20 protein-coding genes are annotated in these 21,019 nt (G+C 63.8%); 9 read left to right on the top strand and 11 right to left on the bottom strand.

Features of this window, described 5'->3' with window-relative positions; all coding sequences use genetic code 11:
• Positions 1-74 precede the first annotated feature (74 nt).
• Positions 75-335, bottom strand: a complete 261-nt coding sequence (locus ACGK9R_RS03385; RefSeq protein WP_394578151.1) for a type B 50S ribosomal protein L31 — start codon at positions 333-335, stop codon at positions 75-77.
• 188 nt (positions 336-523) lie between these two features.
• On the opposite strand from ACGK9R_RS03385, the gene ACGK9R_RS03380 reads away from it, so the two are divergent.
• Together ACGK9R_RS03380 and fhuF are read left to right on the top strand one after the other, a co-directional pair.
• Complete coding sequence (locus ACGK9R_RS03380) at positions 524-1,291, top strand: ABC transporter ATP-binding protein (protein ID WP_394578150.1); 768 nt, start codon at positions 524-526, stop codon at positions 1,289-1,291.
• Positions 1,292-1,344: 53 nt separating this feature from the next.
• Positions 1,345-2,112, top strand: coding sequence for a siderophore-iron reductase FhuF (gene fhuF, locus ACGK9R_RS03375; RefSeq protein ID WP_394578149.1), 768 nt, complete (start codon positions 1,345-1,347; stop codon positions 2,110-2,112).
• A gap of 7 nt (positions 2,113-2,119) precedes the next feature.
• Here the strand turns inward: fhuF and ACGK9R_RS03370 are convergent, their stop codons facing one another.
• The 3 genes from ACGK9R_RS03370 to ACGK9R_RS03360 all read right to left on the bottom strand — a co-directional run bounded on the left by ACGK9R_RS03370 (position 2,120) and on the right by ACGK9R_RS03360 (position 5,355).
• A complete protein-coding gene (locus ACGK9R_RS03370) occupies positions 2,120-3,781 on the bottom strand; it encodes a multidrug ABC transporter permease/ATP-binding protein (RefSeq protein WP_394578148.1) in 1,662 nt (553 codons plus the stop codon).
• 94 nt (positions 3,782-3,875) lie between these two features.
• Complete coding sequence (locus ACGK9R_RS03365) at positions 3,876-4,433, bottom strand: cytochrome b (protein WP_394578147.1); 558 nt, start codon at positions 4,431-4,433, stop codon at positions 3,876-3,878.
• Between the two features lie 49 nt (positions 4,434-4,482).
• A complete protein-coding gene (locus ACGK9R_RS03360; protein WP_394578146.1) occupies positions 4,483-5,355 on the bottom strand; it encodes a LysR substrate-binding domain-containing protein in 873 nt (290 codons plus the stop codon).
• Positions 5,356-5,473: 118 nt separating this feature from the next.
• On the opposite strand from ACGK9R_RS03360, the gene ACGK9R_RS03355 reads away from it, so the two are divergent.
• Positions 5,474-6,352, top strand: coding sequence for a DMT family transporter (locus tag ACGK9R_RS03355; protein WP_394578145.1), 879 nt, complete (start codon positions 5,474-5,476; stop codon positions 6,350-6,352).
• Between the two features lie 127 nt (positions 6,353-6,479).
• Here the strand turns inward: ACGK9R_RS03355 and ACGK9R_RS03350 are convergent, their stop codons facing one another.
• Both ACGK9R_RS03350 and ACGK9R_RS03345 read right to left on the bottom strand, forming a co-directional pair.
• A complete protein-coding gene (locus ACGK9R_RS03350) occupies positions 6,480-7,241 on the bottom strand; it encodes an RsiV family protein (protein WP_394578144.1) in 762 nt (253 codons plus the stop codon).
• A gap of 121 nt (positions 7,242-7,362) precedes the next feature.
• A complete protein-coding gene (locus ACGK9R_RS03345) occupies positions 7,363-8,772 on the bottom strand; it encodes a hypothetical protein (RefSeq protein ID WP_394578143.1) in 1,410 nt (469 codons plus the stop codon).
• 401 nt (positions 8,773-9,173) lie between these two features.
• Here ACGK9R_RS03345 and ACGK9R_RS03340 point away from each other — a divergent pair, with 401 nt between their 5' ends.
• Together ACGK9R_RS03340 and ACGK9R_RS03335 are read left to right on the top strand one after the other, a co-directional pair.
• Positions 9,174-9,485 (top strand): septal ring lytic transglycosylase RlpA family protein, encoded by a 312-nt coding sequence (locus ACGK9R_RS03340; RefSeq protein WP_394578142.1) that lies wholly within the window; start codon positions 9,174-9,176, stop codon positions 9,483-9,485.
• A 236-nt stretch (positions 9,486-9,721) separates the two neighbouring features.
• Positions 9,722-10,726, top strand: coding sequence for an NADP-dependent oxidoreductase (locus tag ACGK9R_RS03335; RefSeq protein WP_394578141.1), 1,005 nt, complete (start codon positions 9,722-9,724; stop codon positions 10,724-10,726).
• A gap of 96 nt (positions 10,727-10,822) precedes the next feature.
• On the opposite strand, the gene ACGK9R_RS03330 is transcribed toward ACGK9R_RS03335, so the two are convergent.
• On the bottom strand, positions 10,823-12,871 hold the full coding sequence (locus ACGK9R_RS03330) for a TonB-dependent receptor family protein (RefSeq protein WP_394578140.1): 2,049 nt from the start codon (positions 12,869-12,871) through the stop codon (positions 10,823-10,825).
• Between the two features lie 239 nt (positions 12,872-13,110).
• Here ACGK9R_RS03330 and ACGK9R_RS03325 point away from each other — a divergent pair, with 239 nt between their 5' ends.
• Entirely contained in the window at positions 13,111-13,284 is a 174-nt protein-coding gene (locus tag ACGK9R_RS03325) for a YqaE/Pmp3 family membrane protein (RefSeq protein WP_394578139.1), read from the top strand.
• 56 nt (positions 13,285-13,340) lie between these two features.
• Here ACGK9R_RS03325 and ACGK9R_RS03320 read toward each other — a convergent pair whose 3' ends face one another.
• The 3 genes from ACGK9R_RS03320 to ACGK9R_RS03310 form a co-directional block, all read right to left on the bottom strand.
• Positions 13,341-14,603 carry a dicarboxylate/amino acid:cation symporter gene (locus ACGK9R_RS03320; RefSeq protein WP_394578138.1) on the bottom strand — a complete coding sequence of 421 codons (1,263 nt, stop codon included), beginning with the start codon at positions 14,601-14,603 and terminating at the stop codon, positions 13,341-13,343.
• 107 nt (positions 14,604-14,710) lie between these two features.
• Entirely contained in the window at positions 14,711-16,099 is a 1,389-nt protein-coding gene (locus ACGK9R_RS03315) for an ATP-binding protein (RefSeq protein ID WP_394578137.1), read from the bottom strand.
• Entirely contained in the window at positions 16,099-16,818 is a 720-nt protein-coding gene (locus ACGK9R_RS03310; protein WP_394578136.1) for a response regulator, read from the bottom strand. The genes ACGK9R_RS03315 and ACGK9R_RS03310 overlap by 1 nt, the downstream gene beginning before the upstream one ends.
• A 190-nt stretch (positions 16,819-17,008) precedes the next feature.
• On the opposite strand from ACGK9R_RS03310, the gene ACGK9R_RS03305 reads away from it, so the two are divergent.
• From ACGK9R_RS03305 to ACGK9R_RS03295, 3 genes are all read left to right on the top strand, one after another.
• A complete protein-coding gene (locus tag ACGK9R_RS03305) occupies positions 17,009-18,160 on the top strand; it encodes an ABC transporter substrate-binding protein (RefSeq protein WP_394578135.1) in 1,152 nt (383 codons plus the stop codon).
• 68 nt (positions 18,161-18,228) lie between these two features.
• Positions 18,229-19,302: a FecCD family ABC transporter permease gene (locus ACGK9R_RS03300; protein ID WP_394578134.1), complete on the top strand. Its 1,074-nt coding sequence runs from the start codon at positions 18,229-18,231 to the stop codon at positions 19,300-19,302.
• Positions 19,299-20,117, top strand: a complete 819-nt coding sequence (locus tag ACGK9R_RS03295) for an ABC transporter ATP-binding protein (RefSeq protein ID WP_394578133.1) — start codon at positions 19,299-19,301, stop codon at positions 20,115-20,117. The genes ACGK9R_RS03300 and ACGK9R_RS03295 overlap by 4 nt, the downstream gene beginning before the upstream one ends.
• Here ACGK9R_RS03295 and ACGK9R_RS03290 read toward each other — a convergent pair.
• The gene (locus tag ACGK9R_RS03290) at positions 20,096-20,932 is read right to left on the bottom strand and encodes a helix-turn-helix transcriptional regulator (protein ID WP_394578132.1); all 837 of its coding nucleotides are present in this window, start codon (positions 20,930-20,932) and stop codon (positions 20,096-20,098) included. The two genes, ACGK9R_RS03295 and ACGK9R_RS03290, sit on opposite strands and share 22 nt — an antisense overlap.
• Positions 20,933-21,019: the final 87 nt, after the last annotated feature.

The following is a 21,019-nucleotide window of genomic DNA, read 5'->3' as shown; positions in this document are numbered from 1 at the left end:
ACGCCTGCCGCCACGGTGTGGTAACGGGTTCTGCGAGCGCAAGGCCTTCGCGGCGCGCAAGGCCCTGGCGTTCGTTAGGTTTTTTTGCTTCTCAGCGAGCCGAAGCGCTGCTGGAAGCGCGCCACCCGGCCCTCGGCAGAGACGCGGCGCTGCTCACCGGTATAGAACGGATGCGAGGCGCTCGAGGTATCCAGGTCGATCAACGGGTAGGTCTTGCCATCTTCCCACTCGATCGTTTGATTGGACGTGCAGGTGGAGCGGATACGAAAGGTATCGCCGCAGCTGGTGTCCCGGAACACCACGTAATCGTAGTTGGGGTGAATACCTTTTTTCATGAGAACCTCTCGGCTTTAAATTATGTAATAACATATCAATTTAAACCCATTTCCGTCGTGAGGTAAACAGAGCGACGGCCGAACCGCCGCTGTAAAATGAGAACCATTAGCGATACAATCGCGTCGAACACCCCGCTGCTCGGCAGCACGACGCCTTATTCCAGAGTTGACCCAGCCAAGGAGCTTTCATGTTCGAGGTCAAAGGCGCTACCTTCGAAATCGGCGGAAAGCCCCTTTTGCAGCCCATCGAACACACCTTCGAGCAGGGCAAGATATTCGGCTTGCTTGGCCATAACGGCTCGGGCAAATCGACGCTGATCAAACTGCTCGCCCAGCAGCAGCCGATCAGCGCTGGCGCGATTCATTTCGACCAACGCCCGCTGGACGACTGGGGCCACCGTGAATTCGCCCGCCAGGTCGCTTACCTGCCGCAGCATCTGCCCAGCGCCGAAAACCTCACCGGCCGCGAGCTGGTCGGCTTTGGCCGCTACCCTTGGCACGGGCTTCTGGGCCGCCACACGCACAAGGATAAAGCGGCCATCGAGCGCGCCATCGCGCTGACCCACACCGAGGCCTTCGCCGACCGGCTGGTGGACACGCTCTCCGGCGGTGAGCGCCAGCGCGTCTGGCTCGCCATGCTCCTCGCCCAGGGCAGCCGCTTTCTGCTGCTCGACGAGCCGCTGGCCGCGCTGGATATCGCCCACCAAATCGAAGTGCTCGAACTGACCCGCACGCTCTGCGACGAGCTGGGTCTTGGCGTGATCATCGTGCTGCACGATATCAACATGGCCGCGCGCTACTGCGACGAACTGTTGGCCCTGCATAGTGGCCGGCTGCTCGCCCACGGTACGCCCGAAAAGATGATGCACGCCGCCACCCTGAAGGCGATTTACGGGCTGCCGATGCAGGTGATCGACCGCCCTGGCGGCCGCTCTCGTATCGCCATCGCCGAGTAAGACCAGACATCAACCCGACGGCTTTGACGAGTCGATATCCGTGGAGTACGACAATGGCCCTGGCGCTCAGCGAACCCGACAACCGCCGCCCCACCCGGCTTGCCGAGTGCTATACCGAGCGGCTGGCGCATCTGTCGCCGCCGCGCATCGGCGGTGCGCCGCCCGCGACCGCGTTCAAGGCCTCGCGCTGGCGTAACCCGGCGCAGCTTGAACAGAGTATCGCCTTGTACGCCGCCCGCTACCCGGGCGGCGATCGCCGTGCGATCGTCTCGCTATGGTCGAAGTGGCTCTTCCATGCGCTCACCGTGCCCACGCTGATGTCGCACTTGCTGCTCGACAAGGCGCTGCCGGTCGCACTCGACGACGTGTACGTGCTGCCGGACGAACAGGGGTGCGTACAAAGCCTGTGGCTTGCCCACGATGGCGAGCCCGTCACCACTGCCGATCCCGCCGAGCGCTTTAGCGCGCTGCTCGACGGGCACTGGACGCCGCTGATCGAGCGACTCTCGACGCTTGCCGGTCTCGCGCCGCGGGTTTTCTGGAGCAACGCCGGCGGTTACGTCGACTACTACGTCAACCTGCTGGCCGAGCACCCTTTCGTTCGCCCGAACGCCCTGCTCGCTGGCCGCGCGCTACTGGAGGCGCGCACGCTGGGCGGTCAGCGTAACCCGCTCTATCAGCCGGTACGCGATTACCAGCCCCAGGGCTCGGATGAGGTCAAGCGCGTGCGCAAGCTCTGCTGTTTGCGCTATCTGCTCGACGAGTTCGCGCTGTGCAGCAACTGCCCGCTCGAGGGGTGCGACCGCCAAACCCGGCGCTGACGCCGCGTTAGTCGGGGGTAATCTGTGCCACTGCGTCCTGGCTTGCACGGGCGCGCTGCTCGCCTTCGAGTTCAATGAGTTTGCCCCGGGACATTTCCAGCAGCCGGTCGGCGTGAACGAAGTAGCTGTCGTCGTGGCTGATGGCGAAGACGGTCTTGCCCATCGCCTTGAGTCGCGGAAGAAGCTCGCGGTAGAAAAGCCGCCGAAACTGCGGATCTTGATCCGCCGCCCATTCGTCGAGCAGCAGGATATCGCGCTCCTCGGCAATCGCGAGCAGCAGCGCCAGGCGTTTTTTCTGACCTTGTGAAAGCTTCGTGTTCGTTACCCGCTCGCCCTGCCACTCGAGCTTCTGGTCCATCTGCAGCCGCGTGAGCCACTCCTTGACCAGCGCCGCGTTCGAGGGCTCGCCCCCCTGCCCCAACAGCCGATCGAAGGCGTGGAAGTCGGTGAACACACTGGCAAAGCGGGCGCGAAAGGCGTCCCACTCGTCCATCTCGATGCGCCGACCGTCGATCAGAATCGAGCCGCTTTGAGGGCGATAGAGCCCCGACAGGAGCCTGGCCAGAGTGGACTTGCCGCTGCCGTTACCACCGATCAGAAAGACCTGCTCGCCCCGGTGAAGAGTGAGGTTCAAAGGCCCCACCTCGAACGCATGCCCCTCCCCGCTTTGGCTTTCATAGCGGTAGCCAACGTCGACCAGGTCGATGCGCTGCCAGTCTTTCAGCGTATCCTCGACCTCGAAATGCGTGCGGTATTCGGCGAGTTCCAGGCTCTTGAGCTTATCGAAGGCGACCTGGGCGCTGATCAGCGTCGGCCAGGCGCCGATCGCCTGGATGAGCGGAGTACGCAGAAACAGCAGTGTCAGCGCAAAGGTCGCCGCCGCCGCCGGGCTCGCCCAGCCCAATACGTTGGCCATGAAGAACACCACGCCGATGGCGCCGAGCATCATGATGTTCGACCAGTTGCCCGCGCTCAGGTGATAGGTATCCGCGCGAATGATGTGGTGGCGGTAGGTTTCGGCGTTCGCGGTGTAGGTGTCATCGAAAAAACGCCGCGCGCGGTCACGGTTGAGCGAAAGCTCCTTGCGCCCTTCGATGGCGGTCTGATAATCCCGGTAGAGAAAATCTTCGCTTTCGCGCACCTGGTGAAAGTGACGGTACACCTTCGACACCAGCCACCAGCCGACCGCCATGGTCGCCGCCATCCAGAGCACGGTCACCACGACCATCTCCGGCGAGAGCCACGCCAGGTACGCCACGCACGCCACCGTCATCACCACACCCTGAACGAGCTCCGGCAGGCGCACGAAACCGATGGTGATGTTACGCACGTCGCTCGACAAACTCGCTAACAGCGTGGCGCTACCCACTCGCTCGAGGCGCTCGATGTCGGTATCCAGCATGCGCTTGAGTAACCGCCCGCGCAGATCGAAAACGAAGTAGTGGCCCAAAAGCGTGAGCGCCAGCTGAGTGGCCAGCGTCACCGCCAGCAGGAGAAACAGGAGCCCGAGAAACGGTAGCAGCACGGACATCGCGCTTTCGGCTACGATCAAATGACGGTTGATGAACGCGATCACGCCCACCCCCAGCCCGGCACTCAAAAGACTCAATGCAATAGCGCCCAGAAACGACCAGCGGTAGTGCGTGAAGACCACCCGCAGTAACTCCATTCTCACCTCCCGATTGACCAGGCGGGAAATTGTGACGGACTGCGGGCGCAAGTCAACAAAGAAGAGTGATTGTCATTAACACGACGGACGCGGGTCAGTCGAACAGGCTCATGCGCTTGATCACGCTGTCGCGCTTTATGCGCCAGTGAAACAGTGCGCCAAGCACGTGCAGCGTCACCAGCACCAGGATCGCCCAGCCAAGCCAGGCGTGCCAGCCAAACAGAGTACGCGAAAGCTCGGGGTTTTCGCTCAAAAGCCCGGGCAGGTGCCAGCTGAAGAACTCGACCGGATAACCGCCGGTGGCGGTGGCCGCCCAGCCGATCAGCGGCATCAGCACCAGCGCGATGTAAAGCAAATGGTGCACGCTTTTGCTCACCACACGCTGGAATGGGTGCAGGGGCGGGTCATGATCCGGCACCACGAAGGCCACGCGAGTGATGATTCGAAGCGTCATCAGCAAAAGTATCGTCACCCCCAGGGTCTTGTGGCCGGTATACATCACGTTGGTGAACGCCGTGCCGAACGCATTCGCCGTGCGCTCGAAGCCCAGGGTGCCCAGCGTCAACCCGGTGGCCAACGACACCAGCACGGCGGCGGCCACCAGCCAGTGCAGCACTCGGTGCGGGTAAATGTAATGGTCAAGCTCGTGCATCGCGTCCTCCTGACGCCGGGTTCGTTTCGATTACCGTCTCGTATCCACCTTATAACGCTTCACCGATCGCCGCTAGCTGTTCGCGAATCAGCTCGCCGAGGCGCCGTGCGGGCTCGGTCGGCCGGTGCGGCGCGCGGTGCAGGGCGAGCTCGATCATCGGCAGCGCCGGCAGCCCGCTCGTATCGTCGAGCGGGCGAAGCGAAGGCGTCAACATGCTGCGCGTGACCACCACCACCGCAAGCCCGGCGGTGACGATCGGCGCAAGCCCCGCCATCGACTGGCTGGTGTAGGCCACGCGCCAATCCCGTCCCGCCGCCTGCAGCGCCTGCTCCGCCACTTCGCGAAAGACATCGGCGCCGGGTGAGTAAAGCGCCAGCGGGATCGGGTCGCTCAAGAGCGGCTGTTGATTGATCCCCACCGCCCATAGAAGCGGTTCGCGCCGAATCACTTCGCCGCCGGGCGAGTTGCGCTGGCGCGTCACCAGCGCCAGATCGATGTCCGCCTTCTTGACCCGCTCGACCAGGTGCGCGCTGGTGCCGCAGATCACGGTCAGCCCCACCGCCGGGTAGAGCTGGTGGAAGTAGGCGAACACCGACGGCAAAAGCGAGGCGTAATCCTCAGGGATCCCAAGCGTCAGATCCCCGGTGACCTGGCGCGCCTGCATGTCGCTGAAGGCTTCATCGTTGAGCGCCAGAAGCCGCCTTGCGTGAGCCAGTAGCCGCTCGCCTTCGCGGGTGAAGCGCAGCTTGCGCCCTTCGCGTTCGTGAAGCGTGAGATCGAGTTGCGCTTCGAGGCGCTGGAGCTGCATGCTCACCGTCGACTGCGTGTAGGAGAGCCGTGTAGCGGCGGCGGTGACGCTGCCGGTATCGGCGATCGCAACCAGCGTGCGCAAAAGCGTCAGATCGAAAATGGGCGCGCGCATATATCAACATCCTTGATGCTTTTCATCATTAAAGATCGATATTGTGATATTTATTTCGCGAGTATGCTTGGCGCCACTCTCACAAAGCAAGGTTTGTCTTTATAGAAGGAGTTGCCCGATGCATCCCGTTCACACACCCGCTCTCGCCTCACGTAGTTACAGCATTGCGATCGCCATGATCGCGGTAGCGCTCTGGAGTATTGCGCCGCTGTTGGCGCGTATGGCGAGCGCGTCCACGCCGCTGCAGCTAACGGCGCTGACGCTTCTGGCGGGGGCGCTGGCGACGCTTCCGCTGAGCCGAAAGACGCGTGTGACGACGATGAGCCCGGGCTGGGCGGTGAGTATCTGGGTGGGGGTGCCGCTTCTCATTCTGGGCGCGGTCAGCAGCTACTTCATCGGCATGCGCCTGGCCCCGGCGGCGGAGGCGGCGCTGATCACCTACACCTGGCCGGTGCTGTTCGTGCTGCTGAGCCAATACAGCCGCTTCGGTAAACTGCGCTTTCAGGGGCTGGTTGGCGCGCTGATCGCCTTCAGCGGTGCCTCCCTGCTGCTCTTGCCTCAGGCGCTGTCCGGTGGGTTCGGCGGCGAGATGACCGGCTACGCGATCGCGCTGTTATCGGCCTGCTGCTGGGCGCTCTACTCCTGGTTTGGCCAGAGCGCGCCGGTCGCGCTGACGCCGCTTTTGCCGCGCCTTTTGCTGATCGCCTGCGCGATTGCCACCGGCGCAAGCGTAGTGCTCGAAAACAACCTCACCCTGCCGGATGGCGAGGCGCTGCTGGCCGGCATTGCCTTGGGCCTTGGCCCCTACGGCATCGCCATGGTCGCCTGGGACAAGGCGCTGCGGCTGGGTCACTCCAACCTGGTCGGTAGTCTGGCCTACGGCGTGCCGATCCTGGCCGCGGCGCTTTTAGTGCTGGCAGGCATGAGCGTGCTCGACTGGCGCCTGCCCACCGCGGGTCTTCTGGTGGTCGTGGGCTGCCTGAAGGCGGGCCGCTAAATCCGACGAACGTTTCATCACTTCAAGCAAATAATCACTTCACGCAAATAATCACTTCACGCAAATAAAGGCGGCGCCTGAAACGGCGCCGCCTTTATAGCATCTTGCTCCCAAGCCCGCTGGCACACTACTCAGAGTCGGCCGAACCTTCCAGATAGCGCGGTTTAGCGACGCCACGAAGCGCCTCGAGCGGAATGTCCAGCTCCGGCTGCCCCAGGGCATAAGGGGCGATCTCGTAGACGTCATACTTCACCACGAAACGGTTGCCAAGCGGGGCGACGTTGCGGCTCTGCGTCAGCGGCCAGTTCTCGGCCATGTCAGGCCCTTCGTCCAGCTCGCTCAGCCAGCGCTGGTGGGCGTCTCTAACCAGCGCCTCAAACGCCGCTTCGCGACCCTCGATCAGCATGTCGTCGAGGCCCACCGTGCGCGCCTGGCGCTCGTCGATCACCATGAACTCGGTAGAAGGCAGGCCGTGGGCCTGGCCGTCCAGGTAGGTGTAACCGTTGAGCTCGATGACCAGAAGGTCGTTGTGCCGGGCGTAGATATCGGCTTCCAGTAGCGCTTCGCTCGCCCCGCCCCCGGCCAGAGGCCCGCCCTGTCGGCGCGCCTGGTCGAAAAACGCATCGGCGTAGCCCGCAAAGCCTGGTGTTGCGCCCGCCGGTGTCGTTTGGCCTTCGAGCGGCGCCAGCGCCATCAAGCGCGCTCTGAGCTCCTTGGTGAGCGCCTCGCGCCGGGGGAATTCGAGTGCCGAAACGCGCACCTCGGCGCACTGCTCGCCGGTGCAATCCGGATCGACGAACAGCTTTTCCTCGGCGAGCGTGGCCAGTGAGTAGGGCTCGACGGGCGAGCTCTGGATGCTCTGACAGCCGGCGAGCAACAAGGCCGACACGGCCAGTGCACTCCCTGCGATAGGTTGCATGATGTTCCCTTTTTGCGTTTGCTTTCCCTGAAAACCATTCTTCAATGTAATCGCTGGCGCGCGACAACGCGAGCCAGCGCTGCGGCAAGACTTAAAGATCCGGCTCGATCTCGGTCGGTTCGCTCTCCACGGTCAACTCGAACAGGCCGCTTTCGCTGGCGCTGTAGCCGCGGGCATGAACGGTGTAGCGCCCCGGCAGAAGCGATGCCTCGAGCCGCGCATTGGTGCCGCCGCCGCCGTCATCATCGGCATGCTGGACGCCGTTACCATCGAGTTCGAGGTAGGCGTCGAAGTGATCGGAGTCCATGGCAATCGTGACCGCCGAGCTTTCCTCGAGTTCGAGGGTGTAGACGACTTCTTCACCGCTGTACCAGCCGTGAATGGGCTCCCCCACCGTCAGTGCCCCATCGTTTTGCAGCTCGATACCGTCAGCCAGGTCGCTACTCTCTTCAACGCTCAGGCTGAACGGCCCGCTGCTGCCCGACTCGTAAGCCGAGCGAGCGATTACCTGATAGCTACCCGGTGCGAGAAAATCGACCAGCCGAGCGTCGAGCCCGTCGCCGCCGTCGTCGTTTTCCCGGTAGTAGCCGCTATCGTCGTGAAGCTCCAGAAATGCGTCGATATCGCTCGAGACCATGTTGATCTCGTAAATTCCCGCCTCATCGATCTCGAGCGTGTAGGTGAGCGGTGTCCCCTGGTACCAGCCTTCCAGCCTTTCACTCAAATTGAGCGGCCCGTCGTTGCGAAATTCATCCGCCTGCTCACTGATCCGAGCGTTCAGCGTATAAAGCCCCTCGCCGCCACCGTAGGTACGCGGGCGCAGCGTGTAATCGCCGGGCTCGAGAAAATCGGTAATCCGTGCATTCAGATCGCCACCGCTATCGTCGTCTTCGCGTTGATAGCCGTTCGGACCCTCGAGAACCAGGTAGGCGTCGAATTCGTCGGAGCGCATGTCAAGCTGGTAGATGCCGGCCTGCTCGATGGTCAGCGCCACCGTATCTTCATCCCCGGCGAGCCAAAAATCTGCCGGCTCTTCCAAGGTCAGCGCATCGGCGTCGCCCAGCTCCATGCGCCGCGGCGTGAGCGTGAACGGGCCATAGCTGCTGGCGTCACGTCCGCTCACCACCACGAAGTAGTCGCCCGCTTCAGCCGCGTGATAGCGCAGCGACTCGCCGCTTTTCAAAAACTCGAGCTGATCGTTGTAAAGCGATACCACGCCCTGAAGCGGGCCGCTCACGCCAAGCTCGACCAGAGTGTTTTCATCGAGCGCGAGCGCATAGACATAGGAACGACTGCCGTCCTTGCCATTGAAGGTACCGGCCGAAGTCAGCTCGTCGCGCAAGCGCTCGTCCAGCGTCAGCGTCTCGCGCACCTCCAGTGCCTGGGACGGCGTATTCGGCGCGTTTTGCTGCGCTCGCGCCTCAATGACACCCCCTGGCACGGCTCCGGCCACGCCGAGTACTGCGCCCAGCACCCACACATAAGATATACGCTTAGCCATCGAGAGCTCCTTTTGAACTCGTGTTGAAATGCGTCCAAGTCGCTTTGAGTGCGATACACGGTCGCACGGCGACGCTTACATCATGTGTTTCTTATACAAATTCTCGAGCTTGCCATAGCGGCGCGCAAGGCTTTTATCTTCTTTATTAATAAAGGAGTTACCGACCTTGTCAAAACTTCACACTCCTGTCGCGAACTAAATTCCAAACTTGGGGTACATCTTCGCCGAATATCGCAAAGCTTGCTCAATCCAAACCGGAGCGTTACCATCGCCCGGCCTATCAGGCTCCTCTATTTAATGAATGCCCGATCGAGATCAATTGCTGAGGTACTCCAATGGGAGTTCATCAAGGACTAATCAGAAAAAGCGTTTTCGCGGTTTTATTAAGTATTGTTTCGAGCATGGCGCTGGCTCAGGATGTCGATACCCAAGAAGGTGTGGCCTCGTTTTACAGCGACCGTTTCCAGGGTGCGACCACCGCCAGCGGTGAAGCCTTCGACCAGCAGGCGCTAACCGCCGCCCATCCAAGTCTCCCCTTTGGTAGTAAGGTGCTGGTCACAAGACCGGACACCGGCCAGGAAGTCGAAGTGCTGATCAACGACCGTGGCCCCTTCGTCAAGGGCCGTATCATCGATCTTTCCAAGCGCGCAGCGCGCCAGCTCGGCATCGTTCGCCGCGGTACTGCTCCGGTCATGCTGACGCTGATCAACTGACCTTCAAGACCCCGACTCAACGGCTAACGCACCCCTTCGTGCGATACCCCTTGAGCCTGCAGCGCTTGCCAACGCTATCGCCACACACCCAAAGCGGCCCTCACCCGGGGCCGCTTTTTTATTTATTACGCGGGCTGGCGAACTCGTTGAGTCGCTTATAGTCTCTAAACGGACACGTTCATCATGACGCGACCGCCACGGCGGCGTGAAAGGATTCATCGACGCAGGAGGTCTTGATGCAGTCACGTTATTTCACCCTCACCGACTACCCCGAAGGCGTACCCAGCCGCGAGATTTTCAAACTCGAAAGCCAGGAACTTCCCGACCTGGCCCACGGCGAGGTGCGGATCAAAAACCGCTGGCTCTCCGTTGACCCCTATATGCGTGGCCGCATGAGCGGCGTGCGCACCTACGTGCCACCCTTCGAGCTCGGCCAGCCGATGGACGGCGGCGCGATTGGGGAAGTGATCGAGTCCAACGATGAAAAACTGAAGGTAGGCGACCGGGTCAGCCACATGGGCGGCTGGCGCGACGTGGCTCAGGTTTCAGGTGAAAGCGTTTTCAAACTGCCCGACCACGACGTACCCGAGCAGGCCTACCTGGGCGTGCTGGGCATGCCGGGCATGACCGCCTGGACCGGCCTCAACCAGATCGCCGAGTGCCGCGCCGGCGACAACGTGCTGGTGAGTGCGGCCAGCGGTGCGGTCGGCTCGCTCGTGGTTCAACTGGCCAAGGCCAAAGGGTGCCACGTGGTCGGCATCGCAGGCTCCGCGCACAAGCTCGCCTGGCTCGAATCCATCGGCGTGGAGCCGGTCACCTACAAGGAGCGCACCGCCAAGGAACTTGGCGACGCCATTGCGCTTGCAAGCCCCGAAGGGATCGACGTCTATTTCGAGAACGTCGGCGGCACCTGTCTCGAGGCCGCGCTGGATCATTTGAACGAGGGCGCGCGGATCGCGGTGTGCGGCATGATCACCAGCTATAACGAGCGTCAGGAGGGCGTAGGACCGGGCAACCTGTTCCAGATCGTCGCGCGCCGGGCCAGAATGCAGGGCTTCATCGTCGCCGACCACTGGTCGAACTACGGCTACTTTCTCAACGACGTGGCCCCGCAGGTGGCCAAGGGCACGTTCGACTATCAGGAAACCGTCGAAGAGGGCCTCGAGCGCACGCCGGACGCGTTTCTGGCGCTGTTCGAAGGCGGTAACACCGGCAAGATGCTGGTCAAGCTGAACGACTGATCCTTCGGGTATTCGTCTAAACGACCACTCGTACAGCGACCAGCGACGGGCAGCTTCAAAGAGCTGCCCGTCGCTGGTTTGAAGTCCGGTGCCTGCTTAGAAAGTAAGCTCCACCCCGCCGTAGACGCTGCGCCCCGGTGCCGGCTCATAGTAGCGCCCGAAGGTGCCATTCAGGCGCACGTTGGAGAAGTGCTCGCGGTCGAAGACGTTACGTAGTCCCACGTAGGCGTTAAGCCTTGAGCGCTCGTCGAGCTGCCAGCCGTCGCCGACGCGCAGGTTGACCAGCCAGTAGCTGTCCGCCTCGACCTCCCCCGCGTTGTCCGCCAGCAGATCGCCGATGTACTCGGTCTCGAGCGTGGCGAAGCGCTCGTCGACGCCCTCCCAGGTGAGCTGGCTGATCCAGGTCTGCTCCGGCAGCCCCGGAATGCGGTTGCCGTCGAAGTTCGCGGAGGGCGTGGCGAACTCATCGAAGGTGTAGCGAGCCAGGGTCAGGGCGCTGTCGAGCCGCCACTGGTCGAGAAACTGCCAGCCGAGTGCAAGCTCCATGCCGTCGCGATCAGTGTTGGCGGCGTTCTGGTAGAACGTACGCCCGCCTTCATCGAAGGGCACCAGCTCGTCGCGCACGCGCACCGAGAAGAGCGCCAGGTCGTAGTCGAGCGCGAGCGGCGCCACGTAGCCGCGAAGGCCCACTTCGCGATTCCAGGACTTCTGCGGCTCCACGCTTGGATTGAAGCCGCCGCCGGCGGGGTTGGCGAACTCGGCAAAGGTCGGCGTCTCGAAGGCTGTGCCGGTATTGAGATAGACCTGGTGCTGCGGGCGGTAGCGGTAGCTCAGCCCCGCCGAGCCGCTCCACTCGTTGAAGGTTTGCTTGCCGCTTTGATCGCCGTCATCGAAGTAGCGGTCATCGATCTCGAGCTCGACGCGATCGAAGCGCGCGCCGAGCGACAGCGTGAGCGCTTCGGTCAGGCCCAAATCACCCTGGGCGAACACGCCGGTGGCGGTGGCGGTCTGCTTTTCACGCGCCACCTGCTCACCCACCGCCCCTACCGCGCTGACGTCGTTGCGAAAGCGGTCGTCCTTTTGGCGCGCAACATCGACCCCGACGACGTAATCCAGCGGCAGCGCGCCAAGCGTGAGGTCGTGGTGATACTCGGCGCTGCCGCCCAGGTAGTCACGATCGTACCCCAGCCGGCTGTCGCCGACGTAGGGCAGCTGCTGCTCGAAATCGCGCCGGGCGTAGAACCCCTTCACGTAGAGCTCGCCCGGGCCAGCGCTCAAATCCTCGTACTGCAGCCCCAGAAGCTGCTGGTCGACGTTCTGGTGGGCGTCCAGCGCCGCGGCATTGGGCGCGGCCAAATCGCGCGCCCGCGCCACCTCACGGGCATTGAGTGCTCCCGGGTCTTCCGAACGCGGGTTCTCGAGCAGATTGACGATCGCCGTCAGCGCCCGCTCGCTTCCAAGCTCACGACGCAGCTTCGCGTTGAGCAGGTACTTTTCGGTGGAGCTCTGGTCGCGGTAGCCGTCCACGTTCAAGCCCGAAAGGCTCACGTGGTGCGACCAATCGCCGTTCTGGCCGCCGTTTTGCAGCGAGAGCTTTTGATAGCCGTCGCTGCCCGCCTCGACGCGCACACTCGAGCCCGGATCACTGCGTCCGTCGGCGGTGGTGATGTCGATCACCCCGCCGGCGGCGTTGCCGTAGAGCACCGAGGACGGCCCGCGAATTACCTCGATACGCTCGGCGCTGTCGAGATCGATGGCGTCGAGCGCCGCCTGGCCGTCGGGCAGCGTGTAGGGAATGCCGTCGACGCGCACGGTGATCCCGCGCACGCCAAACGGCGCCCGCGCGCCGAAGCCGCGAATGGCGATCCGCTGGCCCTGGGCGAAATTATCGCGGTTTTGCACGAATACCCCGGGCACGCGAACGAGCGATTCGTCCAGGCGCACGCGCTGCTGGCCTTGCTGGATCGCCGTTTCATCGAGCGTCGACACCGCCGCGGGCGTGGCATAAAGCTCGCGTGAAAGGCGTGGCGCGCTGACCTCGAGCGGGGCAAGCGTGGTCGTAGGCGCGCCGGCCGGCGTCTGCGCAAGCGCCGGAGCAGTCGCGGCCGCGCAGAGCAGCAGTGAGGGGGGCAGCAGCTTGTTCATGGTGTCTCGTCTAGTTGGCTTGAGAAGCGAAGAGTGAAAGATGAAAAGTGAAAGGCCAAAACCCAGACTCAAGGGTAGCCCCTTAATGCCCTATCGAACGATGCTTTGGATCAAAACGATCCTATCGGCCAAAAGTGCGACAAGGAATTAGCGTAGCCTCGAGCGGGTGACTACACTTGAAAAATCCAGATGACCGGTGTTATTTCGTAGCAAGCATTCGTAAGCAATGGAGGCTTAATATGGCATTGACCGCCACCGACCCGATCAAGATGATCTTCGCAATCCTGCTGCCCCCGCTGGGCGTTTTTCTCGAAGTCGGCCTCAAGGGCCACTTCTGGCTCAACATCCTGCTAACGCTGTTCGGCTTCATTCCCGGTATCATTCACGCGTTCTACGTGATTCTCAAACACTGACGCACGACAGACAAGAAACCGGGGCGCAAAGGCGCCCCGGTTTTTTCATGCGCGCATCATGCCCGTTCCGGCGACGCCGTCTGTTCGTCATCCGGGGCTTCCAGCGTTTCGCCTTCGCTTCGTGCGATCAAAGCGGTCCCGGTCAAATCGCCGGTGACGTTGAGCGCGGTCGCACCCATGCCCACCAGCGCATCGATCGCGGTCAAAAGCCCCACCACTTCGATCGGCAGGCCCACCTGGGTGAACACCGTCGAGATCATGATGATGCCCGCGCCGGGCACCCCGGCGGTGCCGATGGATACCAGCGTGCCGATCAGCACGATCTGCACCATGCTGGCAAAATCGAGCGGCGCGCCGATCACGTTGGCGGCGAACACCGCCGAGATCGCGATGCGAATGGCGGCGCCGTCCATGTTCATGGTCGCCCCCAGTGGCAGGCTGAAGCCGTAGATCCCTTTCGCAATGCCCAGCCGGTGGGCCGCGTTTACCGTCAGCGGCAGCGTACCGGAGCTACTCTGGGTGGCGAAGGCGGTGGCCATCGGCGTGCGCGCCTCGCGAAAGAAGGTGCGAAGGCGCACGCCGAAAAACCGCAGCGCCACGCAGTAAAGAATCAGCTGCACACCGAGCGCGATATAGAGCACCAGCACCATGTCGCCCAGCGCCAACAGCGTATCGAAGCCCTGACGGTTCACGGTGCCCGCCACGATCGCGAACACACCGATGGGGACGACGTGCAGTACCCCGGCCATGACTTTGAGCGTGACCGCGTTGAGTGCCTCGAGCACCTCGTAAAGTCGCTCGCCCATCGCCCGCTGGTGATCGCTCTGGCGCATCTTCAACAGCGCGATGCCAAACACCAGCGCGGTGAAGATGATCCCCAGCATGTTGAGCTCGACGAACGCCCCGAACAGGTTATCCGGCACGATGTTCAAAAGCGCCTCGACCACGCCGGGATTGTCCGGCACCGAAAAGCTCATGTCCGCCTCGGGCGAGGTGTTGCGCCCGGGGTTGAAGAGCGACGCCACGGCAAGCCCGACGATGATCGCGAAGGCCGAGGAAGCCAAATAATAGAGCAGTACCTTGGCGCCCACGCGTCCGGTACTGCCCGCCTCGGTCTGGTTGACGCCGACCATCAGCGTGAACAGCACGATCGGTACGATCAGAAAGGTCAGAAGCCGCAGCAGCAGATCCCCAAGCGGCGCAATCCACCCCACCAGCGTGTCGCCACCAAGGAGCCCGACCACGACCCCCAGCATCAGTGCGATGCTGATACGCAGTATCAACGAGGTGTGCAGATACCCCTTCACCAGTGCCGTCATGTCACCCATCCTTCGTCGTGAAACCCCTGGTCGCGCAAGGGCCCTTGCGCCTGTGCGACCCGTAAAGAAGAGAGCATAACGAAAAGCGCCGTTTCCAGCGAAGATGATTACGCGTGTTCGCGGTAGTCGAGCTCCAGGCGCGCCTCGAGCCCGCCGCCCTCGCGGTTTTGCAGAACCAGCCGGCCGCGGTGCGCCTCGGCCACGGCCTGGACGATGCTCAGGCCCAGCCCGTAGCCGCCAGTATCGCGGTTACGCGATGCCTCACGCCGATAAAAGGGCTCCGTGACCCGGGTAAGTTCCTCCTCGGCGATGCCAGGCCCGCGATCCAGCACGCGCAGGCAGAGTGTGGCCTGGCTCGCTTCGATCACCACCTCGACCCCCGATTCGCTTGCACCGTAGCGCAAGGCGTTCTCCACCAGGTTGCGCAGCGCCCGCTGAAGGCTCTGCGGATGCCCGAAAAGCGGCCTTGGCGGCGTACCCTGCAGGCGAACCCGCTCGCCCTGCTCTTCGGCATCCGCCTGGATACCCTGGAGAATCGACAGCACGTCGACCCGCTCGAAGGCCTCCACCCGCTCGCCTTCGCGCAGAAACTCGAGGGTCGCGGCGACGAGCGCTTCCATGTCGTCGAGGTCCTGGCGCAGGCGCGCCTTGAGCTCGGCATCCTTCAAGAGCTCCGTGCGCAAGCGCAGGCGAGTGATCGGCGAGCGAAGATCGTGGGAAACCGCGGCCAGAAAGCGGGTGCGCTCGGCGAGATGATCGATCAGCCGGCGCTGCATGGCGTTGAACGCCTCGGCGGCCTGGCGGACCTCAAGCGGCCCTTCGATAGGCAGCGGCGGGCGGCGAATGTCCTGGCCCAGCCCCTGGGCCGCCCGGGCGAGCTTCTTGAGCGGGCCGATGGCCAAGCGTACGGCGACCAGCGCCACCAGGGCGACGACCAGAATGCGCAGCAGGTAAAGGCGCAGCAGCACGCTCCAGGCGTCGTCGAAGGGCGAACGGCTGGTCCAGCCCTGGGCCTCGATCATCGTCACCTCGAGCCACTGTCCGGGCAGCACCTGAAGCGTCAGGCGCAGGCGCGCTCGGGTCGGCTGGTTGGTAAAAAGCGCCATCCAGCCCGCCGGGTCGCCCTCTTCGCGCAGAAGTCTGGCCTCCACCAGGGCGATATCCGCCGGTGCCCCGCCGGCCTCCACGAAGGCGCGCTTGAGCAGCTTGGCGGCAGGGGCGAACGCGTCGCTGGTTGGCGGCGCGGCGTCGCTCGGGGTCAGCCGAAAACCGGGGCGGTCGAGGGCCTTTACTAGCGCGTCGAGAGCGGCCGGCTCCCGGCGCGCCTCGCGCTGCACGTCGGCAAGCCTGGCCGCGGCCAGGCGCAGCGGAATCTCCATCGCTTCGGTGTGGCGCACCTCGTACCAGACGCTGCCGGTCAGCACCTGTGCGCCCAGCATGCCGCCGACCAGAATCAGCACCAGGCGGGCGAACAGGGTACGCGGCCAGCCGCGCATCACCGCCGTTCCACCGCGTCCACGGTCAGCCGGTAACCCTGGTTGCGCACCGTCTGGATGAAGCGCGGCGAGCGCGGCGGGTCGCCCAGGTGCTGTCGCAGGCGGCTTATGCAAACATCGATGGCGCGATCAAACGGCATGCGCTCTTTCTGAAACACCTGCTGGAGCAGAAAATCGCGCCCCAGCGCCTGATTCGGGTGGTTCAAGAGAAGCTGCAACAGCCGGGCATCGGAGCCCGCCAGGGCGATGGTGACGCCCTTTGGCGAGCGCAGAAGGCCCGCGCCCACGTCGAGCTCCCAGCCGGCAAAACCCAGCCGCGTTGCGTCATCCGGGGCGCTCTGGGGCGGAAAACTACGCGTGCGCTTGAGCACGACGCGAATCCGGGCGAGCAGCTCGCGCGGGTCGAAGGGCTTGGCCAGGTAGTCGTCGGCGCCCATTTCGAGGCCGACGATGCGGTCGACCAGACCGCCGCGCGCCGTCAGCATGATGACCGGCAGCGCCGTGCGGGTGCGAAGCTCCCGGCACAGCGTCAGGCCATCCTCGCCGGGCAGCATCAGATCCAGCACCACCAAATCGATCGCCTGGTGGGCCAGCAGCCGGTGCATGGTCTGGCCATCCTCGGCCAGCGTCACCTGGTAGCCGTTCTTCTTCAGGTAGGTGGCCAGCAGCTGGCGAATGTCCGGGTCGTCGTCGACGACGAGAATATGATCAGACCTCATGAATGCCCCCGTTCGGCGGCGAGCGGTATAGCCCAAGCGCACCGCCACGCCGATGCGAAATTGTAATGCAATGTTGTGAGAGCGGGATGTGAAACATGGCAATGCATAGCGCGGACTCTGGGGATCATCGAACACGTTAAAGTAGCAATGCAAATGCGAGTCATTGTAATTTAACGCAAGAGGCTATCCTATGGGTCTTTTCTCGGCGGGCGATCATACCACTTCCAGGCGGCGCTTCGGTCTTTTACCCCGGGCGCTGGCCGCCTGTCTGGCGCTACTCTCGACCCAGGCGCTGGCCGTGGAAGTGACCGACGTGCTGGGTCGCCAGGTCGATGTTCCCGAGACGCCCCAGCGTATCGTGCTCGGCGAAGGCCGGCTCTTCTACGCGCTGGCCCTGCTCGACAAGGAAGACCCCTTCAAGCGTGTCGTTGGCTGGCAAAACGACCTGCGTCTGCTCGACCCGCACACCTTTGCGGTCTACGGTGAGCGTTTTCCAGATATCAACGAAATTCCGCTGATCGGCCAGGCCTCCGAGGAGAGCGTCAGCGCCGAACAGATCCTGTCACTGCACCCGGATCTGGCCATTTTCAGTATCGCCGGTGAGGGCCCCACCCAGCACAGCCCGGTCGCGGATCTGCTCGAGGCGGCGGGTATTCCGGTACTGTTCATCGATTTTCGCGTCCACCCGATCAAGAACGCCCACGTCAGCCTGACGGCACTCGGTGCGATTCTGGACAAGCGCGACGAAGCCAACGACTACCTGGCCTTCTACGATGAGCATCTGGCGGCCATCCGCGACCACGTCGACGAGCTCACCGACGACGAGCGTCCGGACGTGTTCATGGAGCTTCTCCCGCTGGTCTGGCAGGCACCTGGCCACACCACCGGAAAAAGCGGCATGGGCGATATCATCGAGGCGGTCGGCGGGCACAATATCGCCGCCGACGTGGTCCCGGGGGCGCTTGGTGACGTCAACGTCGAGTACGTCCTTCAGGCGGACCCGGACGTCTACATCGCTACCGGTAACCGGGCACCGGGTCTTCTGCTGGGGGCGGACGTCAGCCAGGCAACGGCGCGGGAAAGCTTCGAGAAGGTGCTCGCTCGGCCGGAGTTTCATGACCTGCGCGCCGTGCGTGACGGCAACGCCCATGCGCTGTGGCACGACTTCTACAACTCGCCCTATAACATCCTCGCCATCGAGGCGATGGCGAAATGGATTCATCCCGAGCGCTTTGGCGAGCTCGATGTCGACGCGACCCGCGATGCGCTCAACGACTTTCTCACCCTGCCCCTGCAGGGCACTTACTGGCTGGATCAGGCCACCGACACGCCTGAATCATGATATCGACTTCTTCAAACCGGATGCCTGCGTCCCACCCGCCGGGCCCCCTTGGGGGCCCGGCTGACGTCGTGAACAGCGCCGTCGACTCGGCGGAAAACGATGACCTGACCCAGCTGACGGCGCACTACCGCGGCCAGCTGACAAGGCGCCTGTGGCTGATCGTGCTGCTCGGCCTGGCGCTGGTGGCAAGCGTGCTGTTCGATCTCTCCTGCGGCCCCTCGGGTATGCCACTGGCCCGGCTGGTCCACGGGATCCTCGACCCTTCGCTGCTGGACACTACCGAGCGAGTGATCATCTGGAACGTGCGCCTGCCCTATTCGCTGATGGCGGTGCTGGTCGGCATGGCACTCGCTTTGGCCGGCGCCGAAATGCAGACCATCCTGGATAACCCGCTCGCCAGCCCCTTCACTCTGGGGGTCTCCTCCTCGGCGGCGCTGGGCGCATCGCTTGCCATAGCGTTTCCGCTGGTCGGTATCAGTCTCGGTCCCAACGCCCAGGTCACGCTGGCGGCCTTCATCGCGGCGGGGCTGTCGGTTTTGTTGCTGGTGCTGCTGTCACGGCTGCGCGGCGCCGGGGTCGAAAGCCTGGTGCTCTTTGGCATCGCGCTGGTGTTCAGCTGCAATGCCGTGGTGTCGCTGCTTCAGCTAATGGCGACCGAAGATACCCTGCAGCAGCTGGTGTTCTGGTCGCTGGGCAGCGTGGCACGGGCCAACTGGGAGAAGCTGACGCTCCTGGCCGCGGCGCTTCTGGTCCTTTTGCCCTTCTCGCTCTGGGCGGCGCCGCAGATGACGCTTTTGCGCATGGGCGAGGACCGGGCGCGCAGCTTCGGGGTCGACGTGCGCCGGCTGCGCTTCTTTTCGCTGCTGCGCATCAGCCTGTTGACCGCCACCGCCGTGGCGTTCGTCGGCACCATCGGCTTCGTCGGCCTGGTCGGCCCGCACATCGCCAGAATGCTGATCGGCGAGGATCAGCGCTTTCTGTTCCCCGCCAGTGCCCTGGTCGGTGCCCTGCTCATGTCGCTCTCCTCGATTGCCAGCAAAGTGCTGCTGCCGGGCATGATCATTCCCGTGGGGATCGTCACCGCCCTGGTGGGCGTGCCGGTCTTCGTTGCACTGATCTTCAAGCGCGGGAGGTCACTATGAGCGCGCTCTCTCTAAAGGGTATCCAGGTCGCTTACGGTGCCCAGACCATCGTGCAGGACGTGACGCTCGAGGCCCTCGAGCGCGGCACCCTGACCGCGCTCGTAGGCCCCAACGGCGCGGGCAAGTCGACGCTGTTACGCGGGCTCGCCGGGCTCGAGGCGCTGCGCGGCGAGGTGACGCTGGACCGCCAGCCGCTGGGGCGCTTGACCCACGCCGAGCGCGCCCGGCGCGTGACCTACCTTCCCCAGCAGCTGCCGCCGCCCATCGCCTTTGGCGTGCTCGAAAGCGTAGTGGCCGCCCAGCGCGGCGGGCAGCGCCGCTCGCTGCCCCAGCGCCAAGCGCTGCTCGAAGGCTACCAGGCACTGGCGCGGGTGGGAATCGAGCACCTGAGCGACCGGCGCATGGACCGACTCTCCGGCGGTCAGCGCCAGCTGGTGGCGCTGGCTCAGCTGGTGGCCCGCCGCCCGGACGTGCTGCTGCTGGACGAGCCGACCAGCGCGCTGGATTTACGCTACCAGCTTCAGGTCATGGAGTGCGTCCACGCCCTGGTGCGCGAACATGGCCTGGTGGGCGTCGTCGTACTCCACGACTTGAACCTCGCGGCCCGCTACGCCGACCGGCTCGTCGTTTTGCAGGAGGGGCGAGTGGTGGCGGAAGGCGCCCCGGAAGAGGCGCTCACCCCGCAGCTTCTGGCCGACGTCTACGGCGTCGAAACCCGCCTCGAGCGCTGCAGCCTGGGCCACCTTCACGTCATGGCCGACCGCGCCCTCCCCTCCAGCGCCAGCCGCTCTACTCAAGCGCCCGGCGTGTTTTGAAGCCACGCCGTGAACGCCTCATCCCGCGGGGCGTAGTACACCAGCCGTAGATGGCGGTCGGCATCGGCGATCAGCGAGGTGTGGTCAAGATCGATGCGACCAAGGCCTGGCAAGTAAAGATGGCGCACGCCCAGACACGGAGCGTCGATCTCCTGGCTTGGCCACCAGCGGGCAAAGTCCGGCGCGGCGTCTTTCATTAGCGCGATCAGGCTCTGGAACGGGCCGTCATCGAAGGCGCCAGCGGCATCGCGCTTGAAACTTCCCAGTATCTGCTTCGCCTGATCCTCCCAGGGATCGAACAGCCCCCGAACCGCCTCATCGGTAAACAGCAGCCAGAGCAGATTACGCTGGGGCGCCGGTTTCTCCGAGAACCCGAACAGGCGATCGGCAGCGCCATTCCAGGCCAGCACGTCCCAGCGCAGATTGAGCAGGTAGGCAGGCCGGTGGGGCAAGTCATCCAGCAGGGTGCGCAGGATGGGGGGCACCGTGCAGCGGGTCCTGGCGGGCTCGGAAGGCGGGCGCTGGTGGGCCAGTAGAAATAGATGGCGCCGCTCGACGGCGTCGAGTTTGAAAAGGGTGGCCAGTCGGTCGAGAAAGGCGCTCGAGGCGCGAATATCGCGCCCCTGCTCGAGCCAGGTGTACCAGGTCAGCCCCACACCGGCGAGCGCGGCCACCTCCTCTCGGCGAAGACCGGGCGTTCGCCGCCGCGTCCCGCTTGGCAGCCCCACGTCCTGGGGCTTGATGCGTCGACGGCGATCGGTAAGAAAGTCGCCGAGTTCCGGGCGGCAGCGTTGGAGCGAAGGCGTCGAGGTCACGCGGTTACCTTGGGTAATAGTATAGGAGGTTAAATTGTACCCCCTTTAAAGCCACTCCAGAATGGCGTTTTTACACCGGCTGGAGAG

Origin of the sequence: Halomonas sp. HNIBRBA4712 (assembly GCF_043558675.1) — a bacterium.
Taxonomy (GTDB): domain Bacteria; phylum Pseudomonadota; class Gammaproteobacteria; order Pseudomonadales; family Halomonadaceae; genus Vreelandella.
The sequence above is the reverse complement of the archived record's forward strand: the minus strand, read 5'-3'. Positions and strand labels throughout refer to the sequence as shown.

Bases quoted from the DNA above. Each gene is read 5' to 3' on its own strand.
- ACGK9R_RS03295 (WP_394578133.1), top strand. From the start codon at position 19,299: ATGAGCGCGCTCTCTCTAAAGGGTATCCAGGTCGCTTACGGTGCCCAG.
- ACGK9R_RS03380 (WP_394578150.1), top strand. From the start codon at position 524: ATGTTCGAGGTCAAAGGCGCTACCTTCGAAATCGGCGGAAAGCCCCTT.
- ACGK9R_RS03330 (WP_394578140.1), bottom strand. From the start codon at position 12,871: ATGAACAAGCTGCTGCCCCCCTCACTGCTGCTCTGCGCGGCCGCGACT.
- ACGK9R_RS03320 (WP_394578138.1), bottom strand. From the start codon at position 14,603: ATGACGGCACTGGTGAAGGGGTATCTGCACACCTCGTTGATACTGCGT.
- ACGK9R_RS03365 (WP_394578147.1), bottom strand. From the start codon at position 4,433: ATGCACGAGCTTGACCATTACATTTACCCGCACCGAGTGCTGCACTGG.
- fhuF (WP_394578149.1), top strand. From the start codon at position 1,345: ATGGCCCTGGCGCTCAGCGAACCCGACAACCGCCGCCCCACCCGGCTT.
- ACGK9R_RS03360 (WP_394578146.1), bottom strand. From the start codon at position 5,355: ATGCGCGCGCCCATTTTCGATCTGACGCTTTTGCGCACGCTGGTTGCG.
- ACGK9R_RS03310 (WP_394578136.1), bottom strand. From the start codon at position 16,818: ATGAGGTCTGATCATATTCTCGTCGTCGACGACGACCCGGACATTCGC.
- ACGK9R_RS03315 (WP_394578137.1), bottom strand. From the start codon at position 16,099: ATGCGCGGCTGGCCGCGTACCCTGTTCGCCCGCCTGGTGCTGATTCTG.
- ACGK9R_RS03345 (WP_394578143.1), bottom strand. From the start codon at position 8,772: ATGGCTAAGCGTATATCTTATGTGTGGGTGCTGGGCGCAGTACTCGGC.
- ACGK9R_RS03335 (WP_394578141.1), top strand. From the start codon at position 9,722: ATGCAGTCACGTTATTTCACCCTCACCGACTACCCCGAAGGCGTACCC.
- ACGK9R_RS03305 (WP_394578135.1), top strand. From the start codon at position 17,009: ATGGGTCTTTTCTCGGCGGGCGATCATACCACTTCCAGGCGGCGCTTC.
- ACGK9R_RS03370 (WP_394578148.1), bottom strand. From the start codon at position 3,781: ATGGAGTTACTGCGGGTGGTCTTCACGCACTACCGCTGGTCGTTTCTG.
- ACGK9R_RS03340 (WP_394578142.1), top strand. From the start codon at position 9,174: ATGGCGCTGGCTCAGGATGTCGATACCCAAGAAGGTGTGGCCTCGTTT.
- ACGK9R_RS03355 (WP_394578145.1), top strand. From the start codon at position 5,474: ATGCATCCCGTTCACACACCCGCTCTCGCCTCACGTAGTTACAGCATT.
- ACGK9R_RS03325 (WP_394578139.1), top strand. From the start codon at position 13,111: ATGGCATTGACCGCCACCGACCCGATCAAGATGATCTTCGCAATCCTG.
- ACGK9R_RS03385 (WP_394578151.1), bottom strand. From the start codon at position 335: ATGAAAAAAGGTATTCACCCCAACTACGATTACGTGGTGTTCCGGGAC.